Here is a 20,400-nt window from a genome sequence, read left to right on the forward strand (position 1 = left end):
ACTTTAATCTCTAAGTTATTCTGTTTTTCGTAATGTAACAGAAACGGTTGTTCCTTTACCAGGGTAACTTTCTACTTTCAGGTCCCCCTTATGGTCCGTAATAATTTTATTGCTAACCGTAAGCCCTAGTCCTATTCCCTTTTCCTTATTAGTGAAGAATGGGACGCCGATGCTCTTTAGTCGCTCTTCTTCTATTCCAATTCCATTATCTACAAAAATCAGTTTTACTTTTTGATCAGCTGTTTCTTCAATCGCTATCGTTAGGATTCCTCCATCATTCATAGCTTCAATCGCATTTTTTATAATATTAATAAATACTTGTTTAATCTGGTTCTTTTCACAAGAGACAAAAAGATCTTTCTCTTTAAACAACAAACGAATCTCAACATTATACAAATTAGCTTCCGATGTTAGTAACATTACCGTGTCTTGCAGAAGCTGAATAATGTTAACGTTCTTCATATACTGTGTAGCATCTGGTTTCGCTAACGCCATAAACTCATTAACAATTGATTCAATTCGGTTAAGTTCATCACAGATTACTTCATTGTATAAAAAGAGTTTGCTTTGATCTATCTCACTATTCTTCATTAAAGAGAACAGTCCTTTAATGGATGTGAGTGGATTTCTGATTTCATGAGCAACACCTGCGGCTAGTTCACCTAACACTGCAAGTTTCTCACTATTTCGTATATATTCCTCCGTTTTTTTCTTTTCTGTAATATCGCGAGAGATAAAAACGATACCCTCGATGTCCCCTTCATCAGATACCATAGGCATACCTTTACCTTCTAATAAAACGGGATGACCTGAAGCATGCATCTTTCGATAAATAAGAGGAAGAGGGTTTTCTAGTGCTGCAACTAATTTAATATATTCCCCTACACTCTCGTGATCCTCCATGTGAACACAGTTCATAGCGTTTGTGCCTATTAAAGAATTAGGTTCTATTCCTAAGATGGTTTTATAAGAAAGTGAAGCGTATAAATAAGTTCCATCAGGGTCAATTGAACAGATTAAATCATTGCTGTGATCAAGAATAATACGATGTTTAAACTCATTCTTTCGTAAAGCAGCTTCTGCTTCTTTTCTTTTCGTAATGTCTCGAGACGCAACTATTGCAGAAAGGTTATTTTTATCACTGATAGGCGTCCCTTTCGACTCCAACCAAATATAAACGCCATCTTTCTTCAAGTATCTGTATTCAATCGTAAGAGGTACATGTTCTAAAATCATTCGAGTAAATTCTTGTATCACTCTATCTCTATCTTCAGGATGAACAAGATCAAATGGAGTGGTTCCTATCGCTTCACTTTGACAATAACCAGTTACCCAAAAATACGACGGTGTTAAATAGGTAAAGATACCTTCACGACTAACAATTCCTATAATATCTATCATATTTTCTGTTATTAGTTTTAAATGATCAAGTGTCTCTTTCTTCTCAAGATGCTGCTGAGTTAAATTGCGAATGATAATTTGAGTGGCGTGTGAAGAGAACAAAAGGGGAAATCCAATAACCTCTAATCGAATATGGTTACCCTTTTGAGTGATCCAAGTTTGTTCACTAGGCTTAGGGGCAATACCCTTGTCACAAGTTTGAATCCTCTCTTCTACTAAGGGATGTAACTCGTTAGGAAGGTTGTTCCATATAGGCTGACCAATTATATCTTCTTCTGCTTCTAGTATCTTTCTAGCAGCAGGATTTACATAGACCCAAGTTCGATCCTTCTGGATAAGAAAAGGTGTTTCAGAATGTTCAAATTGATTGGCATATGTTTTCATTTGATTAATGAAAAGGCTGTCTCTTAATACTTGACCATCTGAAGTTTCCATACCCACCCTCCATTAAAGACGTTAATCAAAACGTTTCGTTCATAATTACCTAAATTATAAACATATGTCCTTTTGCAAATAAAGATATTTTTTTAAAAACATTCTAACTATTTAAAGATAAGTCCTTCAATGACATTAGTTCATAACTGAAAGGTGTTTTTGATCATAGATGAATTTAGTTTTGTAAAAAGAATGAAAGGCATGTTTTAGAGCTGTTTTTCGATCTGGAGCTGTCTGAGAGGACATGATAATATGTTCATGTTTGTAATAAAGCATACTAACCACTACAGTTGTTTTGTCAGTGAAGAGAAAGATATCAACATCTAATATTTCACTCCCTGTTATTAAGCGAATAAAACGGTATTGCGGCGTACTTACCATCTCCCTCAGCCTCCTTTTAATCTTTCAGCTCCTTTACTTTTGTGTTAAAAGTTTAGTTATTTAAATAGTAAATAATCACTATAAATTTGTCAATATATTCTGTCAATTTAAGTCGATTTCCTGGGAAATTAGAAGTATAAAATAAAAAAGACGGGAAACCCCGTCTTAATTTTTATTAGGTGGTACTTCATTATCAGGAGAAGTTTGTCCACCTGCTCCTGTAGAGTCTTTATCTTTTAACACATTAACTCCTTCATGGCTAGAAGATGAGGATATGGAAACCATTTTAAAATCTGTTTCAGAAAGTTGTTCTTTCAACTTTCTTTCAATATTTTGCGAAGAATGAAAGATTCTTTCATCGTATTCTAATTGAATAGTAATGGATTTCAAATTAATCTCCTCCTTTACATTCTATTTGTTCCCTGCCTCTAAAAAAATAAACAAATAAAGAGACCGATCTGTTAGGAAAGGTCTCTTCTTACTTACGCTTCTTTTTCAACTAAGTTATGTTCTATTTCTTGGGATGAAGAAGAGCTTACTTCATCCTGATTAAGTCTTTTCGTGATTTCAATTTTCTTAACTTGGTGACCATCTATTTCAATCACTTTGAAATCGTACTCATCATACGATATGACCTGATCTTCCTGTATTTCTGAGTTTTGAGACAAAACCCATCCACCAATCGTATCAAGTTCACTATCATCGATTTGTAATCCATAAATATCGTTCACTTCTGCGATTAACACCTTACCGTCAAAGTGCTTCACGTTTGGACTAACTGCGTGAATCATTGGTGATTCATCTTCGTCGAATTCATCACGTATTTCACCAACAAGCTCTTCCAAAATATCTTCGATGGTTACTATACCAGCTGTTCCACCGTATTCATCAACTAATACAGCCATATGAAAACCTTTTTTCTGGAGCTTTAATAGGGTTTCTTTGATCGGCGTATTTTCAAAGACACTCAAAGTCGGTCGAATATAATGTTCAAGAGGGTATTCTTTCCCTTTAATTAAGTCAAAAAATACTTCTTTCGCATTTACCATACCAAGGACATTATCTTTATCTTCCCCTACAACAGGGTAACGTGTATATTTTTCTTCTGCAATTATATTAATATTTTCTGCAACAGTGTTGTCTTCATAAAGACAAACCATTTCAGTACGAGGGACCATGATCTCTTTTGCAGTTCTGTCATCGAATTCGAATACCTTTTCTACATAACTGAACTCAGATTTGTTGATTTCACCACTTTTGTAGCTCTCACTTAAGATTAGACGAAGTTCCTCTTCAGTATGTGCCATATCATGTTCTGAAGCTGGTTTTAGACCAAACATTCTTACTAGAAGCTGAGCACTTCCGTTTAAGAACCAAATGAATGGATACATGACTCTATAGAATCCGATCAATGCAGGTGATAACAATAAGCTGATCGTTTCAGCTTTTTGAATAGCTACTGTTTTTGGTGCAAGCTCACCAAGAACAACGTGTAAAAAAGTAATGGATGCAAAAGCAATTGCAAATGATAATGTGTGAACAATTGCCGGGCTTAAATCCATTTTTTCAAATACTGGACCGAGAATTGCTTCTACCGTAGGCTCACCTAACCAACCTAATCCTAAAGCTGTGATTGTAATTCCTAACTGACAGGCTGAGAGTGATCCATCAAGGTTAGAAATAACCTTTTGTGCTGCAATCGCTCGTTTGTTACCTTCTTCAGCTAATTGATCAATTCTTGATTTACGAATCTTAACAATCGCAAATTCTGCTGCTACGAAAAAAGCGGTTAGTAGAATAAGTACGGCTACTGCAAGTAATTTCAATAAGGTCAAACTGTCCAAAAAGACTCCTTATACCCCAAGTTACTGGAATATAAGTTGTCACCTCCTAAGTGTTATAAATTTTTATAATTAAGAAAAAGTATATCATATAATTGAAGAACTTACTTAATAAAACAACTTACTTGTATTTTACATTTAGTATTCTAACACTCCCATTACTTTTAGATTATTCCGAAATCTCAACTGTATCTAGGTCTTCCTCTTTTTTTAACACAAGTTTATTCTCTTTTTCATCGTAATAATAAATTCTCATTCCATGCTCCGAATCAGTTTCTTCAAAGTTGGAGTATAATCCAAAATACCCATTACCTAATGGAACGAGATTATTTTCTAAATTAGTTGTAATAGTAGAATAATCTTCATTCTCCTCGCTATCTTCGCTTCCACCATTATTAATTGATCCGATTACAAACAATAACAAGATTCCTAAAACAATCAATGTCCTACGAATGCTGCGTAATTCAGAAGCTGTATCTGAATACATAAAATCACTCCATTTTTTTATTCTCTTCTTGTTAATTATTGCATAATAACAAAGAAAATTGATACTAAATATGGGAGACTTACCCATTTTTAAGTGGTATTCTAAAATTGGTAAAACACTGTTGTACAATGCAGCAAAGAAAGGATGAACATCAACATGGATTTTGTACTGGATCATAAATGGGTATTTCTCATTCTAGCCGAGACCGTATTTTGGGTTTCTACCCTATCTTTTTTAGTAGTTCGATATTGGTTCAACCTTAAGAGATTAAGCATTGCATTCTTCATTCTTTTTCTTTTAAATGACCTATGGATTGCCGCGATGGGATATTTTGATTATTTAAGAACAGGAGAATTCTCCGCCTATCAAATTATTATTCTTGTCGTGATCGCTTATGCATTTTTGTATGGAAAGAGTGATTTCCAGAAATTAGATCGCTTTATACAGCGGAAGGTCGCCAAAATGCGTGGATTACCAGAACCCGATCTACCTGATTCAAAACCACTGTATGGGATGCAGCATGCAAAGCAAGAAAGGAAAAATCTTTATAAACACGTTCTCTTATTTATCACGGCACAAGGGGTTTTCTGGTTGTTATTCGGACTGTCCGATGCTGTTTCATCCATACAATTAGACACTCTCTTAAAAGATTGGTATGACACAACAGATACAGATCTGTTCTACAAAAACGATGTCGCTAATAATGTCACACGTATTTGGGCGCTGATACTCGCCATTGATATCGTTGTATCTTTGTCTTATACGATTGCTCCAAAAAAAGAAAAGAAAGCAGCTTCTGCAGCATAAAAAAAGAGTTTGGGATATTCTCTTCCCAAACTCTTCTTTTATTTAGCTTTTGTATTTTGTTTTGATGTTTCTACCCGTTCATTCCCCATAAATAATATGACTACAGCTGAAATTACGATTGGAATCAATGCATAAGTGAAAACAGTCGTAATAGACGCAGACATTGAAGCTGTTATTCCATCTAAAACTTCAGGAGGTATCTTAGATCGTTCTCCTGTCTGAAATATTTTTTGTGGATCAATCTCTTTAAATGCCGCAGCACCTTGCCCTGCAAAGCCTTTTAGGTTCTCACTTATCTTCTCGTAAAAAATCCGATTTTGAAGTGCTCCAAAAATGGTTACACCAAGCGTCATACCTAATGACCTTAAAAAGGCATTTGTAGAGTTGGCTGAACCTCTATAACGAAACTCCATCTTATTGATCGTTGCTGCCGGTAATAATGAGAACGAGAACCCCATACCGAATCCGACGATCACCATAAACAATGTAAGCATCATTCTAGACGTATCTGGTGTCATTCCACTCAGCATATACATGCCCGTAAAATAAGAAATGACGGATACGATCATAAGGTTACGGAAACTTGTTTTTGTTTGAAAGATACCACCAATCATACTTCCAGCAACAGAACCTAACATCATTGGTGTAAGAATTAATCCTGCACTTGTTGCAGAACCACCGTATACCGCTTGGACAAAAATAGGAATAAACACAGCGAGTATAATGAATGTTCCACCGTATAGAAAACCTAGAATCTGTGAAGTAGCAAAAAGCCTCTTCTTAAACATCCAAAATGAAATAATCGGTTCGGATGCTTTTTGTTCTACTGCAAAGAACACGATAAAAAAGACCGTGAATATCGTAAACAATGCTACAATTTGCGTTGAATCCCATGCATACGTCTTGCCACCAAGTTCAAGGGCAAACATCAGACTAACAACGGCAATCACAAGTGTGATGGCACCCCACCAGTCGATCTTTTGCTCGCGGTGTTCAAGCGTTTCTTTATAATAACGAAAAATCAAGTAAAATGATGCTGCACCAATTGGAACGTTAATATAGAACACCCAATGCCAGCTGATCGCATCTGTAATGAATGCTCCAAGTAAAGGTCCGAGAACACTCGAAGTTCCGAAAACCGCCCCAAGAAGCCCTGTCATCTTTCCTCTCTTTTCTGGAGGAAAAATATCAAAAACAATCGTAAAGGCGATCGGCATCAATGCCCCACCACCGATACCTTGAATTGCTCTAAACGCTATCAGTTGCTCCATATTTTGAGCAAGACCACAAAGCGCAGAACCGATTAGAAAAACGACAAGACCGAAAATGAAGAATCGTTTTCTGCCATACATATCGGACAACTTACCGTAAATAGGCATCCCGGCCATTACGGCGACCATGTATGAGCCCGTAACCCAAACGAATTTATCAAACCCTCCAAGGTCCGCAACAATCGTACCCATCGCAGTTGCTACAATGGTATTATCCATCGCGGCCATTAGAATACCTAGCAACAAACCGGCTACGACTAACTTTAGATTTGTTTCTTTATGTACCATAGCGCCATCTCCTAATCTAACACCCTCATGTATACTTAATAAACTTAAGTATACATGAGGGACTGTCCCCCAACAATTTATTTCCTTCGCTAATTCTCTCCATTTACTCAGGGTGTTTTCTACATAATAACCTATAAAAATGGTTGGTTTACGTTTTTGAGAGATTACCCCATTCATCTTTATTTCCAAAGAAAAAGAGACAGCACGTCTGCTGTCTCTTTTTGTTATTCTATTAAAGTTCTAAGATAGAATCTTCACTATCTTGACCTTCATACATTGCACCAAGCATCAAGCCTGTCCAAAGGTCTAAATTTAACTCACGATCGTCGTCATTGCCTTCAAGTCCAAGTTCAAGGCCAGTGTCTAATGAAGAAAATAGAGAAGAACGATCTTCATCTTCATCAAATGAGCTCATTAGATCTGCCATGATAGAAGTATTTAACTTAAGAGAAGTATTTTCAAGCTCATCTTCAGAAGACAAAGAAAGTGCTGCATCCGTGTTAAGCATTGTGCTTAAAGAAGAAAGATCTTCTTCATCTTCAGACATAACCATCGCCATCACATCTGTACCTAAATCTACTTTTGCACTTGACTCTTCATCTTCTTCAGTTGCTTCTACTCCTGCCCATAGACCAGCGTCAGCCATTAGAGAAGAGTTATTCTCTTCCTCTTCAGAAGTTACGTTCGCCATCACATCTGTACCTAGATCTACTTTTGCACTTGCACTTGACTCTTCATCTCCTTCAGTTGCTTCTACTCCTGCCCATAGACCAGCGTCAGCCATCAATGAAGAGTTATTCTCTTCGTCTTCAGAAGTTACGTTCGCCATCACATCTGTACCTAAATCTACTTTTGCACTTGACTCTTCGTCTTCAGATGACACGTTCGCCATTACATCTGTGCCTAGATCTACTTTTGCACTTGAAGATTCGTCTTCTTCAGTTGCTTCTACTCCTGCAGTTACACCTGCATTCGCAACAACCTCTGTATTTGATTCTTTTTCATCTTGTGCTTCAACAGCTGCTTGAACATCTGCTCCAGCATTTAGAGAACTAGAATCTTTGTTGTCTTCTTCATTAGAACGAACTTCAGCTTCAACCTTTGTATCTGCGTTTACAGACGCTTTGTCTTCATCATCAGAAGAAGAACTCTTAACTGTAGCATCCGTTCCGACAGCCACATTTGCTTTTGAATCGTCGCTTTGATCTTCAGTTTTCGATTCGGCTTCAACTCCTGCATTTACAGCCGTACCCACTTGAGATTTTTCATCTTCATCACTGGAAGCTTCTGCATTTACATTTGCACCAACGTTTGTTTTTACGCTATTGTGGTTCGAATCATCATCTGAACTCTCTAATTCGATGCCTGTTACAGCACCTAGATCAAGGTTAAGATTAAACTCTTCATCTTTCTCAGAAAGCTGAATGTTACTGATCAACCCTGTTCCGATTTTAAGACTCGATGACCCTTCATCTGCAAATGTTTCACTTCCTCCAAAAAATAACCCAGCAGCCGCAGCACCTGTAATCGCAAATGTTCTAATAAAGTTTGATCTTTTCATTGTCATTTCTCTCCTTCTTCTTCTTAATTTTTTTGTTGTACCAAATTTGAATTAGAAGAAGAAAGATTGTGGTGGTTGCCCAGGTGGAGCATTTAGCCATTGATCATAATAGTGTCGAACTCCCTCACCAAGTACACTTCCTGTTTCAAGCTGAGTATCATTTTGGCCACCATCTAGAATAGCCAAGAACGTAACAGTGCTTGAAGAAGTCATCATTCCATTGGAAGAACCTGAAGGAGATTGTCCACCTTGTGATGATGGAGTTAGCATTTGTGTTTGAGTTACCTTTTGAGTTACCGGATAATCCGGACTTGTTTTTTGCCGTACAGGTTTATCAGTTTCTTTTTGATCCCTGCTCTTTTTAAGTACTTCTCCACTCGTACTTGCACTAACGGGATTCTCTATGTCTTTTTCAAAAATTTCTTTTGTCGTCATAACAACTGGCTTTTTAGTTATTGCACCTTTCGTTTCATTAATCGTTTCACTAGTATTCGGTTTGTTCTCCACAACAGGTTCAGTGACTGGTGTTGAGCTAGGAACTGGTTCTGGTTTTGCTTTGACCACTTCCTCAACTTCCGGCTTAGTAGTAACAATCTCTGAAACGACTGGAAGCTTCACCTCTACTTGAGGTTTTTCCGGTGTAACAGGGACCGTAACGTTCACCTCCTGATCTAACACATCGACTTTTATCGATGGTTTTTCAGAAAGGTTAACATCCACGATAGGTTTAGAACTTTTTAGCTTTTCTGTCGGTACTGTTTCTTTTACCGTATCGACTGTATTCGTTACCGTTTTGATCGCATCATCTACTGGCTTTACGGTCTCCGTAACTTTGTTAACCGTTTGATCCACCCTGTCGACAGCACGAGTTGTGTCTTTAACAATATTTGTAACTGTGTTAAGAGTAGGTCTCACAACCTCATCGGAAACTGAATGATCTTTCGCAGAAATGTTCACTTTGTCTTGAACACTTTCAACAATCTCAGTTGTTTCCTTTGTTAGGTCTGTTACTGGAGAAAGAATCCCTCCGCTATCAGCCGATACGATCGCGGGAATACTCATGCCGGCTGCGAATACAACCAATTGTACAAATCGTTTCACCTGGTTATCACCTCCTTCTGTAAGTGTTTTCAAATAGCTAACGAAAACAAATTTGATTTGGATCACTAAAAAAAACAAAAAAAAAACATTTTGTACACTTTAAACAGGATATGTGACGTAAAGGCTCACTTGCTTTACACTTAAAGGAGTAAGAAGTTGAGGTGATTTAAAATGGCACAACATGTTTTTCATCTAAATGCCCATTGGCCAGGTGGAAGAAATGCTACTGGAACGATAGAAACACAGAATTTAAAAACACAGGTATCCATTCCACCTGAGATGGATGGACCTGGGATCGGCACTAATCCTGATGAGATGCTGCTTGGAGCAGCAGCAACTTGTTATATCATCACACTCGCTGCCATGATGGAACGAAGTAGGGTAGAGAAGATAGATTTAACGATGGAATCTGAAGGATATGTTGATGTTACAAACGGAGTGATTACATATCAGAAAATCATTCATCGACCGGTCGTCACGATCAAACATGACCCGTCAAAAGATATTTCGACACTGCTTCAAAAACTCGCCATTAAAGCTGAGCATTCGTGTATGATTTCACGAGCATTGAAAGGTAATGTCGAAATAGATGCGATTTTGACGATAAAAAAAGGATAAAATTAGACGAACAGGTCTTTCGTTATCTGTACTTAAAAAATTACTTATGTTAGCATAAATGTTAAGGAAGGAAAATAATTTTATTATTTGGGTTCCTAACAAGTTCCCCCATAATAGAAAGGGGACGATGTATCATGAACCAACAAGAAGTGAAAAACATACTCTTGAATCTGCAGAACAAACAGTATATCGAATCAGATATTACACACACCTTTAGTGAGAACAACTCGGCTGTTTTTTCTGTTAAGTATTTAAAGAACGATCAATCGTTCGAAGTGATCCAGATTGAAACAAACTCCCTTCAACGGTTTGATAACGTCGACTCAGCTGTTCATTGTATTAACAACTTAATCGCTAAATAGAGAAGATATTTCCTTACTATAATGAAAGAGGTCTACCAGTTGATGGTGACCTCTTTTTTGTTTAATTATTTATTGAGATATTTCAGCCAATCATTCTCAACGATCGACACGTAGTGACTTTTTTTGATTCTCATCACATACACGAAAGCTTCTTCTATAATATTTGTAGTGTTAACCTTAACACGGACACGATCATATAAATTATCTGCTCTGTTTTCCACAAAATCTTCAAGTTCGTCTAATTGTTCAAGTTCGCGTGTTGATACTTCATATAACTCACCTGTTACCCATTTATCTTTCTCTGGAACTAATGCTGGGTAACCTAAACCTGTATCATACAGCTGTCCCTCTGTGTAACATCCATGTTCTATGCATTTTGCATTCTGCAAAAAATGAGCATTACTTCCACCTTTTCGAAGCGTGCCATAAACAAACACAAGATGTTTTTTCATAAACTCACCTTCTTCGACATACAGTGTTATCCTTTTGAGAAAAAGACAGCCCATACTAATAAACTTAAAAATAGAATTCCCGCTATAAAAGAAAGAATCATTGCTATTAATATCGTCCAACCTAATGCTTTTCGTTTTGTTGAAATAAGAAAAATACTTAACGTGAAGAGACCAAAAACAAAGCCTAGTATGGACCAGAGCCACCGATCTTTATTATATAGCGGAGCTTGAACATACAAATAATAAGCGATAGCAATCTGTGTTATCGGAAAGAGTATAATTTCCAATCTTTCATCCCCTCATAATATTGTCTAAAAATTACATTCTTCCATCAAACGTAACCCGTTTTCTCTTACAAAAAGCTTTCAACCACTGTTTTGGCTGAAAGCTTTTCAGTACGACATTAAAGCTTATTAATAACCTTTTCTTACATCGATAACATGCTCGTTCTTCCTTTTTTTGCTCCCTCTTGCAGCATCAAAGAATAATACTAGTGCTGTCACGATATGCATGATCATTCCAATAACAGGCAAATAGCCGACTATAGAAGTAATCAGACCTAATACACTTCCTGTAAATCTTTCTTTTTGAACGATACAAATAATGAGTGTGATTAAATGAAAAACAAACATGAATTGAAGTGGTCCCCAAGCTGAAGCAAGAATGATGGCTCCTCCTAAAAAAGGAATGCCAAGGAAAGCCTCAATACCGCCTGTTATTATTTTTAAAAGTCTCGATAAATTCATGAGACAGCCTCCTCAATAATTTCTATTATATACTACGGGGTTACCTTAAAAAAAGTTTCCTTTTCTAAACATTCCCTTTCCAAACAAACAAAGAAACCTCCTGTTGTGGAGGTTTCAATCTCTATTCCTTATTTTTCTTCGCTTCTTTAATAAATGTTGTAATAATCGCCATCATATTCTCATTTTCATGTCTCAATTCTTCTGGATGCCACTGTGTTCCAAGCAAGAATGTTTTATTCTGATCTTCTAATTCTAATGCCTCGATTACACCGTCAGATGCTCGTGCTGCTACTCGGAGTCCTTTACCTACTTTTCCTATTGCTTGGTGATGAAAGCTGTTTACGGCAACTTCCTTTTCCCCAACAATCTTATACAGTTTACTATCTTCTTCAATGCGAACGGTGTGAGAAGGTTCTGTTCGTGTTGCAGAAGATTGGAAGTGATTAATACTATCTGAAAACTCACTCTCCACATCCTGTATGATTGTACCTCCATAACTAACATTTAATAAATGATAGCCTCGACACATAGCTAGAATGGCTTTTTCGTTCTCACGTGCTTTTTTCACTAATTCAATCTCAAAGTCATCACGGTGTTTGTTCACCTTTTTCACCTTTGGGTGAGGTTCTTCATTATAAGTGATGGAGCTAATGTCTTCTCCACCTGTAAAGATTAATCCATCACACAATTCTGCATAATATTCAGCTTCTTCAGGCTTACCCATTGGAATGACAATAGGTATTCCTCCTGCATCTCTAACGGTTTCTGCAAATTTATTATAAACAACGATCGTATCAACGTTTTCATTATGAGTTTCAATCGTATTGATTGACATGATCGTACTTGTTAATCCAATTAATGGCTTTTGAGTCATATATAACTTCCTCTCCAATATGCTGTTCACTCATCTTTTACCTTAATAACCTATTCATAAACACCCATAATTTATCATTCCTATTACTATTAACCATTTATTCATACCTATTACATTTTTCATTCAAAAATAGAAACGAAAAACAGCTCACTAAACATGTGAGCTGTTCCTACTATTTATATCGCATGCTATTGTATCGGTGGTCTCGGCTTTCTTACAGAATAAACAAGTTCAATATCACCATTCTCTTTTACACGTTTCACAGTGTAAGTTTTCTCAACACCTTGCTCGGTATTGTGAAAGGTGATTCTATCTCCTTCTTCGAAATCTGATGTGCCTGTGTCCCATAATTTCTCGTCATCGGGTTTTCTCATACCTCTCACCCCTCGTATTCCGATTAATTGCCATTAACAATATGCCATTTAACTTTATTTTCCCCTACTTAGGAAAATGAATCCTAAATCGTATGTTAAAACATGCATATTTTACTCTCGTTATTGAGAATCCAGCATACAATCTCCTTTGTTCACTGGGAATAGAGTCCGGCTCAATATCGGAATTGGTATGTCAGCAGTTCAATTAGCTACTCTCTCACCAACCGGTTATGACAAGAATTTATGGACACCTCTTTATTGGTTAATTTTATAATCCACAATATTTATATAAAGTGCGCCTTATCCTAATATTTCTACTAATAGAGCTTAATCCCTTTAAATTATTTAAATTCTTTAATTATTTGTTTTATTATTTACTGACGGATAGTAGATCTAATTCTTTTGCAACAAACTCCATAAGTTCAGCAATTTTATTAGATGAAAAATCCAATTCGATACCTGCTGTTTTATAAACTTCTGGAAGTGACTTAGAGCTTCCAAGTTTCAGTGCTTCTTTATATTTGTTGATTGTTCCCTCTGGATCTTCTTTATAATTTTTGTACAATTGAATAGCACCAAGTTGCGAAATCGCATACTCAACAAAATAAAAAGGAACTTCATATATATGAAGGGTATAGAACCACCCTTTTACTTTCCATTCTTCATACCCTTTCCAATCTACGATTGAAGCATCATAGCGATCTTTCAATTCTCCAAACTTCTTCGTCCGTTCTTCCCACGTATGATTAGGATGTTGGTACAACCAGTGCTGAAATTGATCAATGACCATAATATATGGAAGACTCATCAAAGCCCCTTTTAGCTGATCTTTCTTCGCTCGATTTAGTTCTTCTTCTGTCTTGTAGAACTCATTCCAACGGTCCATCGTGAAAAGCTCCATACTCATACTAGCTAGCTCGGCGGACTCCATTGGAATTTGTTTATAAGCATATAATTCTTGATCACTCTTCAATAAATCGTGAATCGCATGCCCCATCTCATGCATAAAAACAACTAGGTCACTATCCGTGTTAGACATATTCATAAAGATAAACGGAAGCCCAGTTTCAGGTAGTGATTCACAGAATCCCCCCTGTGCTTTTCCTTTTCTGCTCGTTAAATCAAAAAGTTTCTTCTCATTCATTTCATGGACAAGTGAACCAAATGTAACATCCAGTTCGCTTAAAACTTTCGCTGATTTATTGATCAGCTCCACATCAGAACTTACCGGTCGTAAAGGTTTTCGACCGATTGCTTCCGCTTGAACATCCCATGGCTTATAAACATCAACTCCGATTTCAGCTTTATGCTCTTTTTGAAGTTGTATGGTGATCGGAAGAACATGTTCTCGTATGGATTCAGCGAGTTCCTTACAATCCTCTGGCGTATAGTCAAATCTATAATATTTTTTGAACATATATCGTTAAAACCATCTAAACCCGCGTTCGCTGCTTTTTTCACTCGTAATTGAATCAACTCGTCAAGAATACTTTGTAGTTTCTCTTCTTCTTTCAAGATGGGCTCGTACAATGCTTTCATCGCTTTTTCTCTTATGTCACGCTTAGAATCTCTGATATGAACAAAAAGTTCACTAATCGTTACTTCTTTTCCCTCCCAATTTGAAGAGAGACTGCCAGTGACCTCAAAGTATTGATTCGTGAGAGCATCTTCTTGTTTTTCTATTTCTAAGTTGGCTTCTTGAAAAAGAGCAAATTGCGTTCTCAGCTTCTTTTTATATTCTCCAAAAACATCGTCTTGCAGTTCTGCCATATAAGGTGATTCTAGTACTTTCTCATCCAGTATCGATTGGTACTTTTTCAACATCGGCTTTATGTGCTGCTGATCAAATTCAAACTGTTGCTTAATTTCGTCGTTATTACTTTGGCATTGGAATGCAATATAATGTCTAAGCATCTCTTCTTCTACTTTTTCGTAAACACTTTTTTGCTGATTTAAAAAATTCATGAGATCATCTATGGAAGTTATGGTTACGCTTACAAGATTCTCAAACTCTTCTTTTAGTTCATTTATTTTCTGCTCGCTCATTTCGATTCCTCCCGAAAACGTTCTATTATCCACTTTACCACAAATAGGAAAATACTTGATAGATAGAATATTCTGCTATTCGTTTTTGCACAAAAAAACTGACCCATACTCGTACATATGAAGTACGAGTATGGGTCAGCTTGTTATAAATCTCGTTGCTAGCAATTACAAATCATTATCACGTTTCCATCTGGATCTTCCACGTTAAACCAAGCTACTTCACCGTGCCACTCAATCTCTCGAATGACTTTCATGTTTTTTCCTTGTAGCTCTTTGTAAGCTGCATCAATATCTGGTGCAAATAGATTAAACATAGGACCAGAACCAGGTGATCGGTGGAAAGAAGGGTCAAACGTATGATCATCTAGTGATAATCCTGTTTGTCCTGTTACTGGAATGTTATGTACAGGTGATTGCACTTCACTTAAATCTATCGTTATCCCCAATAGATCACCATACCATTCTACAGATTTTTTTAGATCAGTTACATGCACGAATACATTGTTGATGTGGCTTTGAACAGCAGAGATACTCGTTACTTTCTCACTCATTTAAGACGCCTCCTAAGATTTACATTCTTCATACGTTCTTCGATATCCGTAAAAAGGTCTAAAATTTTGCCCTTCATAAAAAGTGTGCGATATACGTGATGCAAGCATCTCCATACGTGCTGTTGGATACTTCGCTTGAATGATGTTCAACAGCTTTCCACCTAATCCTAGTCCTCGATAAGGCTTTGAGATCAGCATCTCGCATATATAGAGCGTTACGTGTTCATCTGTTAGCCCTCGTACATAACCTATTACCTCTTCGTTCTTTAACATGACATAGGCTATAGTAGATCTACTCCATGCTTGTTTTGTTTCTTTGTACCTTTCAACTAATTGTGTCCAACCTTCTTGTTTGTTTAGTTCTTGAATCGGCTCAAAATGCTTCTTTTCTATATAAGAAGCAAATGCTACATCCTCCACAGCTGTTTTCTCCTCTATAAAAGTGCTTTAACGTTCTGCACACCTTTTTCTACTTCTGCAAGAAGATCTCCTTCAAAATGTTCTTGCTCGACCACGCAATAATCTACTTTCTGTTCATCTGCTAATTTTAAGAAACTACCGATATCAAGAATTCCCGTTCCAGCGATCGTACTCTGTTTTTGACCATTTTTCTCTACCATATCTTTGAGGTGAAGGGATACACAACGGAAGCGATACTTATTAAGAAGCTCTTCAGGCTCAAACCCAGCATATTTTGCCCAATACGTATCGAGTTCCATCTTCACTAGATCAGCGTCTGTTTCTTGATAGAGCAAATCGAACGGCATCTTACCATCAAGCTCGTAAAATTCGAAATCATGATTATGATAAGCAACACGGATTCCATACTCTTTGCTTCTTAATCCGGCTTCGTTCAACACGTCTGCTACACGCTTGTAATCGTCGATCGATCTTCTTTCATGTTCCGTTAAGTATGGCATGATCATTAAATCATTCTCTAAGACAAGTTGATCTTCCATTTGCTTTTTAAATGCATCTCCAGAAAATTGCTGAAGTGGAATATGAGCTCCAGCAACCGTTAAAGCATTTTCATTCAATACCTTTTTTACTTCTTTAGCAGATATTCCAAACAATCCAGCAAATTGTACACTGTCATATCCAATGCTTTTTACTTTTTCCAATGTACCTAGTAAATTCTTTTCAGCCTCTTTTTGTATGGAGTATAGTTGCAATCCAATTTTTCTCATGTTTATCTCTCTCCCTTGTTTTAAACGTTTACAAAACTTTGTTCATCGATATGGATGCTTGTTTATAGCCTAGCTTTGTATATAGAGCAATTGCGTTTTCATTCGAACCAAATACATGAAGACCAACATAGTCAGCTCCTTCATCTTTTGATTCATTCTCAAAAAAGCGAAGAGCGGCTTGAGCAATCCCTCGCTTACGGAATGCATCCAGCAAGTAAATATGATAAAGAAAAGCTTTCTTCTCTTCTTTTGAAACATGAAACCAAAGGTAACCTGCTAGTTCATTTTCGCTTTTAATTTGAAACAAATGCTGTCCTTCTGTTTTTTCCTCATCTGGGAGCAGTTGTTCCATTTGTTTCTCTGCTTTTTCAGTAGCAAGCTCAGTATCTAGTTTATAATGTTCAGCTGTATCACGAATATAATCAGGCAACATAAACTTTAGGTAATCTTTAAACTGCTTGTTGTCCATTCTCTCAAATGTGATCAAACGCCTATCTCCCCTTTACTTCATCAGATATTCAATAATCTTAGGCATCCTTTCTCGCCAAGCTGTCTCATGATGTACTCCGCCATCGATTATTTTAAATTGCACGTCGATGTTCTTTTTCTTAAAAACTTCATAAACCTCTTCGGAAGAACGTATATAATGAGCAGCATCCACTTTTGATGTATCCTCATCTGTTCCAATATCCATATAAAACCTTTTGAGCCCACTTAAGTCACTTTCTTCTATAAACCTTTCAATCTCTGTTTGATTAAACCAATAAGCTGAAGAAAGACTTGCTACTCTTTGAAATATATGAGGGTAGCGACATGCTGCATACGTGGAAATCAGTCCACCCATCGAACTGCCTGCCATTAATGTTTCGTCAGGTTTGGTTCTGTATTTTTCATCGATCAGCGGCTTTAACGTATGCAAAATAAACTCGATGTACGCCTCCCCTTTTCCTCCATAAACTCCTTCAAACTTAAGAAGTTCTGGTCCTACTGTCGGGTTTTCCCATGGAGCATATTCATTAAAACGTTCAAATCCCTCATGATTACAGTCGATTCCAACGATGATAAGAGGAGCTTTACTCTTTGATAAATAATCCGCTAAGCCCCATGAAACACCGTAGCTGGCGTCTTCATCATGAAACAAATTTTGACCATCATGCATATAAAGTACGGGATACTGTTCATGACTGTCAGTATAATCGTCAGGCAGACACACACGGATCTGTCTTTCTATTCCTCCAAATTGCGCAATGGTCACTTTGAATGTCTGTAGCATTTTATTCTCCCATTCTATTAATCTAGGTTGAGGTTGAAACCGTTAACAAAAAACTGTAAGGTTTCTCTTTCATCTTCATTTAGTTCACGATCAACCTGGACTTTATATTCTTCTTCAATTGCTTGTGGATTACCTTCAAATTCTTTTGTAAGGTTAGCAAACCTTCGCAATATGGATATCTCTGTTAGAAACTCTTGTTTCGTAGCTGCCTTCCAATGAGAAAATATATAAAAATCCGCGTCAAACGATTCTAATTGATCTAACAAATTTAGCGTTCGATTCACCGTATAGTTATTTTTAGGTGCGTACATATTTGCATAGAGGCAATCGGATAAAAACAAAACTTTTTCTTCCTTTATGTATACAATGATCGAATCTGTTGTATGGTCTCCGCCAACATGTTGAAGTACACATGATACCCCACCTAGATCAATTTCCATATTTTCATGAAACGTAATCGTCGGTAGCTTTATTTTGATGTTTCGATGATCTGGAAATTCTTTTTTGATAGCTTCTGCACAAAATTCAATTTCAACGCCTTGCCTTACTCTCTCATCAAGATCTTTATCACTCCATGAAAAAGGAAGAAGTTCCTGCATTTTTGTTTTTGTCTCTGATGAAGAAATGGATGGAATGTTTAATGCAGGCAATCCAAAAATGTGATCCCAATGCCAGTGCGTAAGAACTACGAGATCTGGATTTCGTATATTCTTTTTACGCAGTTCATCCAAAAAGTAAGATGCATGTTTTTCTGAGTTTCCTGCATCGATCATCAAAGTCATTTCGTTTCCCACAACAGCTCCTAAAATTGGGCGATCTGTGTCTGAAACAGGTGTTTGGTACCAAAAACGTTCTGTTAGTTTTTCTAATGTCTGCAAACGATCCAACTCCCTATTCAAAAACATGTGAACATCTTTATTGTACTTTAAATCATCTCTTAGGGTTAGAAAGATGCACATTCTGATCTGTTTGTATTTCTTCCGGTATATGAGTAGGTGCATTCGGTACTTTTCTCTTTCTTTGATCAAGGATTTCAGAAGAATAAAGTTTGATGACTAAACTTCCTCCATATCGTTTTGCACGAATAAGTATAGGCTGGTCGTATTTGTTTTGAAATTGAAAATCTGGTCCGTACCAACTAACGGTCGCATCTCTCCCTGATGGAACGTATGGAACACGTTTGCTATGAGAATAGCGTTGAACGATTCTTAATCCTGCTCGATCTACTGCATTAAACAGCGTAGATGAGACTTGGCATATACCGCCCCCAATTCCTTCAGACAGTTCACCTCTAACGATGATCGGTGCACGCATGTAGCCTTTTGCGGTTGTTCGTCTGCCTACGACTTTGTTGAAAGAAAATGTCTCATTCGGAAAAACAACATGACTATCAAGTGCTTTAGCAGCAAGCTCAATGTTTGTTGTTCGGCTATTATTATTTGAATTAAAGTATGTAACATATTGTCCGATCTGCTGGTTCTTAATATGAGCAAGTACCTCAGTATCAACTTTTGGATAGATATTCATTTCTGGCACATCAATCGTTTTCGGTCCCGTTTCAAAAAAATACGTATAAAACTTTTCTTTAAATAATTTTCGATTTAATTTATAACCAACTTGGCCAGGTATGATGCCACCATAATCGTTTAATTTAGCATTAATAGGTGCTTTATATGATCTTTTATCGAGCAGATCAACGAACTGATTATATTTCGTGTCATCGATCATTGGAAATCCAGGAATTGAGCCTTCGAACTGTTTTCGGCTTACTTCTGCAAGCTTTTGACCTTCTTGGTTCACAATGAACGTTTCCGTGTTTTGATTTGCAGTTGTCGATAATAAAAGAAGTCCAGCTAACCATACTTGCAACATTGACCGATCACTCCGATTAATTATTTCTCTTTTTCACAAAAACAAAGAGACCATGAATATGACCTCTTTGTTATTTTCATTTAAAATTTGGTTTTCATACTATATTTTTAGTCTTTTCCATTATCTTTCATCCCTGGTGATGGACTGCTCTTTCCAGGCTGAACACTTGGACTTTGATTTGAATCTTTTTGTTGCATTTCTTGTTTAGGTGCTTGTGGTGCTTGTGGTGTCTCACCTTTTTGTTCTTCCATCTGCTTTGGTACTTCTTGCTCTTGGCCTTCTTCTTGTTGACCTTGTTGCTGTTCTTGTTGCTGACCTTCACCTTGTTCAATTTGGCCTGCTCCGCCGCCTTGGCCTGCTCCGCCGCCTTGACCTGCTCCGCCACCTTGACCTGCTCCGCCGCCTTGACCTGCTCCGCCGCCTTGGCCTGCTCCGCCGCCTTGACCTGCTCCGCCACCTTGACCTGCTCCGC

Annotated in this window: 25 protein-coding genes; 3 read left to right on the forward strand and 22 right to left on the reverse strand. The window is 37.1% G+C overall.

From position 1 onward, the window contains the following. Positions 1 to 15 precede the first annotated feature (15 nt). From FS458_RS15570 to FS458_RS15590, 5 genes are all read right to left on the reverse strand, one after another. The gene (locus FS458_RS15570) at positions 16 to 1,836 is read right to left on the reverse strand and encodes a PAS domain S-box protein (RefSeq protein WP_144702243.1); all 1,821 of its coding nucleotides are present in this window, start codon (positions 1,834 to 1,836) and stop codon (positions 16 to 18) included. A gap of 135 nt (positions 1,837 to 1,971) precedes the next feature. Further along, positions 1,972 to 2,217: a hypothetical protein gene (locus FS458_RS15575; protein WP_144702246.1), complete on the reverse strand. Its 246-nt coding sequence runs from the start codon at positions 2,215 to 2,217 to the stop codon at positions 1,972 to 1,974. A 165-nt stretch (positions 2,218 to 2,382) separates the two neighbouring features. Next, the gene (locus tag FS458_RS15580) at positions 2,383 to 2,607 is read right to left on the reverse strand and encodes a hypothetical protein (protein ID WP_144702249.1); all 225 of its coding nucleotides are present in this window, start codon (positions 2,605 to 2,607) and stop codon (positions 2,383 to 2,385) included. Between the two features lie 92 nt (positions 2,608 to 2,699). Continuing rightward, positions 2,700 to 4,052: a hemolysin family protein gene (locus FS458_RS15585; RefSeq protein WP_144703708.1), complete on the reverse strand. Its 1,353-nt coding sequence runs from the start codon at positions 4,050 to 4,052 to the stop codon at positions 2,700 to 2,702. A gap of 175 nt (positions 4,053 to 4,227) precedes the next feature. After that, complete coding sequence (locus tag FS458_RS15590; RefSeq protein WP_144702252.1) at positions 4,228 to 4,545, reverse strand: hypothetical protein; 318 nt, start codon at positions 4,543 to 4,545, stop codon at positions 4,228 to 4,230. A gap of 156 nt (positions 4,546 to 4,701) precedes the next feature. On the opposite strand from FS458_RS15590, the gene FS458_RS15595 reads away from it, so the two are divergent. After that, positions 4,702 to 5,352 carry a hypothetical protein gene (locus FS458_RS15595; RefSeq protein WP_144702255.1) on the forward strand — a complete coding sequence of 217 codons (651 nt, stop codon included), beginning with the start codon at positions 4,702 to 4,704 and terminating at the stop codon, positions 5,350 to 5,352. Between the two features lie 38 nt (positions 5,353 to 5,390). Here FS458_RS15595 and FS458_RS15600 read toward each other — a convergent pair whose 3' ends face one another. The 3 genes from FS458_RS15600 to FS458_RS15610 all read right to left on the reverse strand — a co-directional run bounded on the left by FS458_RS15600 (position 5,391) and on the right by FS458_RS15610 (position 9,573). Beyond that, entirely contained in the window at positions 5,391 to 6,911 is a 1,521-nt protein-coding gene (locus FS458_RS15600) for an MDR family MFS transporter (RefSeq protein WP_144702257.1), read from the reverse strand. Between the two features lie 232 nt (positions 6,912 to 7,143). Further along, positions 7,144 to 8,472, reverse strand: coding sequence for a hypothetical protein (locus FS458_RS15605; protein ID WP_144702260.1), 1,329 nt, complete (start codon positions 8,470 to 8,472; stop codon positions 7,144 to 7,146). A gap of 51 nt (positions 8,473 to 8,523) precedes the next feature. Beyond that, on the reverse strand, positions 8,524 to 9,573 hold the full coding sequence (locus FS458_RS15610; protein ID WP_144702263.1) for a hypothetical protein: 1,050 nt from the start codon (positions 9,571 to 9,573) through the stop codon (positions 8,524 to 8,526). 171 nt (positions 9,574 to 9,744) lie between these two features. Between FS458_RS15610 and FS458_RS15615 the strand changes: the two genes are divergently transcribed. Both FS458_RS15615 and FS458_RS15620 read left to right on the forward strand, forming a co-directional pair. After that, complete coding sequence (locus tag FS458_RS15615; RefSeq protein ID WP_144702266.1) at positions 9,745 to 10,191, forward strand: OsmC family protein; 447 nt, start codon at positions 9,745 to 9,747, stop codon at positions 10,189 to 10,191. A gap of 134 nt (positions 10,192 to 10,325) precedes the next feature. Beyond that, positions 10,326 to 10,553 (forward strand): DUF1797 family protein, encoded by a 228-nt coding sequence (locus FS458_RS15620; protein WP_144702269.1) that lies wholly within the window; start codon positions 10,326 to 10,328, stop codon positions 10,551 to 10,553. Between the two features lie 65 nt (positions 10,554 to 10,618). Here FS458_RS15620 and FS458_RS15625 read toward each other — a convergent pair whose 3' ends face one another. The 14 genes from FS458_RS15625 to FS458_RS20805 all read right to left on the reverse strand — a co-directional run. Continuing rightward, the gene (locus FS458_RS15625; protein WP_186320581.1) at positions 10,619 to 11,005 is read right to left on the reverse strand and encodes a gamma-glutamylcyclotransferase family protein; all 387 of its coding nucleotides are present in this window, start codon (positions 11,003 to 11,005) and stop codon (positions 10,619 to 10,621) included. A 26-nt stretch (positions 11,006 to 11,031) separates the two neighbouring features. Further along, on the reverse strand, positions 11,032 to 11,292 hold the full coding sequence (locus tag FS458_RS15630) for a hypothetical protein (protein WP_144702274.1): 261 nt from the start codon (positions 11,290 to 11,292) through the stop codon (positions 11,032 to 11,034). A 126-nt stretch (positions 11,293 to 11,418) separates the two neighbouring features. Further along, positions 11,419 to 11,751, reverse strand: coding sequence for a hypothetical protein (locus tag FS458_RS15635; protein ID WP_144702277.1), 333 nt, complete (start codon positions 11,749 to 11,751; stop codon positions 11,419 to 11,421). Between the two features lie 121 nt (positions 11,752 to 11,872). Further along, entirely contained in the window at positions 11,873 to 12,625 is a 753-nt protein-coding gene (locus tag FS458_RS15640) for a gamma-glutamyl-gamma-aminobutyrate hydrolase family protein (protein WP_144702280.1), read from the reverse strand. A gap of 188 nt (positions 12,626 to 12,813) precedes the next feature. After that, positions 12,814 to 12,999: a hypothetical protein gene (locus tag FS458_RS15645; protein WP_144702283.1), complete on the reverse strand. Its 186-nt coding sequence runs from the start codon at positions 12,997 to 12,999 to the stop codon at positions 12,814 to 12,816. Positions 13,000 to 13,369: 370 nt separating this feature from the next. Continuing rightward, positions 13,370 to 14,416, reverse strand: coding sequence for a M3 family metallopeptidase (locus FS458_RS15650; RefSeq protein WP_144702285.1), 1,047 nt, complete (start codon positions 14,414 to 14,416; stop codon positions 13,370 to 13,372). A gap of 787 nt (positions 14,417 to 15,203) precedes the next feature. Beyond that, a complete protein-coding gene (locus FS458_RS15655; protein ID WP_144702288.1) occupies positions 15,204 to 15,596 on the reverse strand; it encodes a VOC family protein in 393 nt (130 codons plus the stop codon). 12 nt (positions 15,597 to 15,608) lie between these two features. Beyond that, positions 15,609 to 16,016, reverse strand: coding sequence for a GNAT family N-acetyltransferase (locus FS458_RS15660; protein WP_144702291.1), 408 nt, complete (start codon positions 16,014 to 16,016; stop codon positions 15,609 to 15,611). Positions 16,017 to 16,030: 14 nt separating this feature from the next. Then, a complete protein-coding gene (locus FS458_RS15665; protein WP_144702294.1) occupies positions 16,031 to 16,783 on the reverse strand; it encodes a sugar phosphate isomerase/epimerase family protein in 753 nt (250 codons plus the stop codon). 28 nt (positions 16,784 to 16,811) lie between these two features. Continuing rightward, positions 16,812 to 17,270: a GNAT family N-acetyltransferase gene (locus tag FS458_RS15670; protein ID WP_144702296.1), complete on the reverse strand. Its 459-nt coding sequence runs from the start codon at positions 17,268 to 17,270 to the stop codon at positions 16,812 to 16,814. Positions 17,271 to 17,285: 15 nt separating this feature from the next. Then, positions 17,286 to 18,056, reverse strand: a complete 771-nt coding sequence (locus FS458_RS15675; protein ID WP_144702298.1) for an alpha/beta hydrolase — start codon at positions 18,054 to 18,056, stop codon at positions 17,286 to 17,288. 17 nt (positions 18,057 to 18,073) lie between these two features. Further along, positions 18,074 to 18,934, reverse strand: coding sequence for an MBL fold metallo-hydrolase (locus FS458_RS15680; RefSeq protein WP_144702301.1), 861 nt, complete (start codon positions 18,932 to 18,934; stop codon positions 18,074 to 18,076). A 52-nt stretch (positions 18,935 to 18,986) separates the two neighbouring features. Continuing rightward, the gene (locus FS458_RS15685) at positions 18,987 to 19,928 is read right to left on the reverse strand and encodes a VanW family protein (protein WP_144702304.1); all 942 of its coding nucleotides are present in this window, start codon (positions 19,926 to 19,928) and stop codon (positions 18,987 to 18,989) included. 107 nt (positions 19,929 to 20,035) lie between these two features. After that, positions 20,036 to 20,400: hypothetical protein (locus tag FS458_RS20805; protein WP_222122238.1), on the reverse strand; the 365-nt coding region annotated here is incomplete at its 5' end.

It is taken from the genome of Fictibacillus phosphorivorans (assembly GCF_007673525.1).
In the GTDB taxonomy this organism is placed as follows: Bacteria; Bacillota; Bacilli; order Bacillales; family Fictibacillaceae; genus Fictibacillus; species Fictibacillus phosphorivorans_C.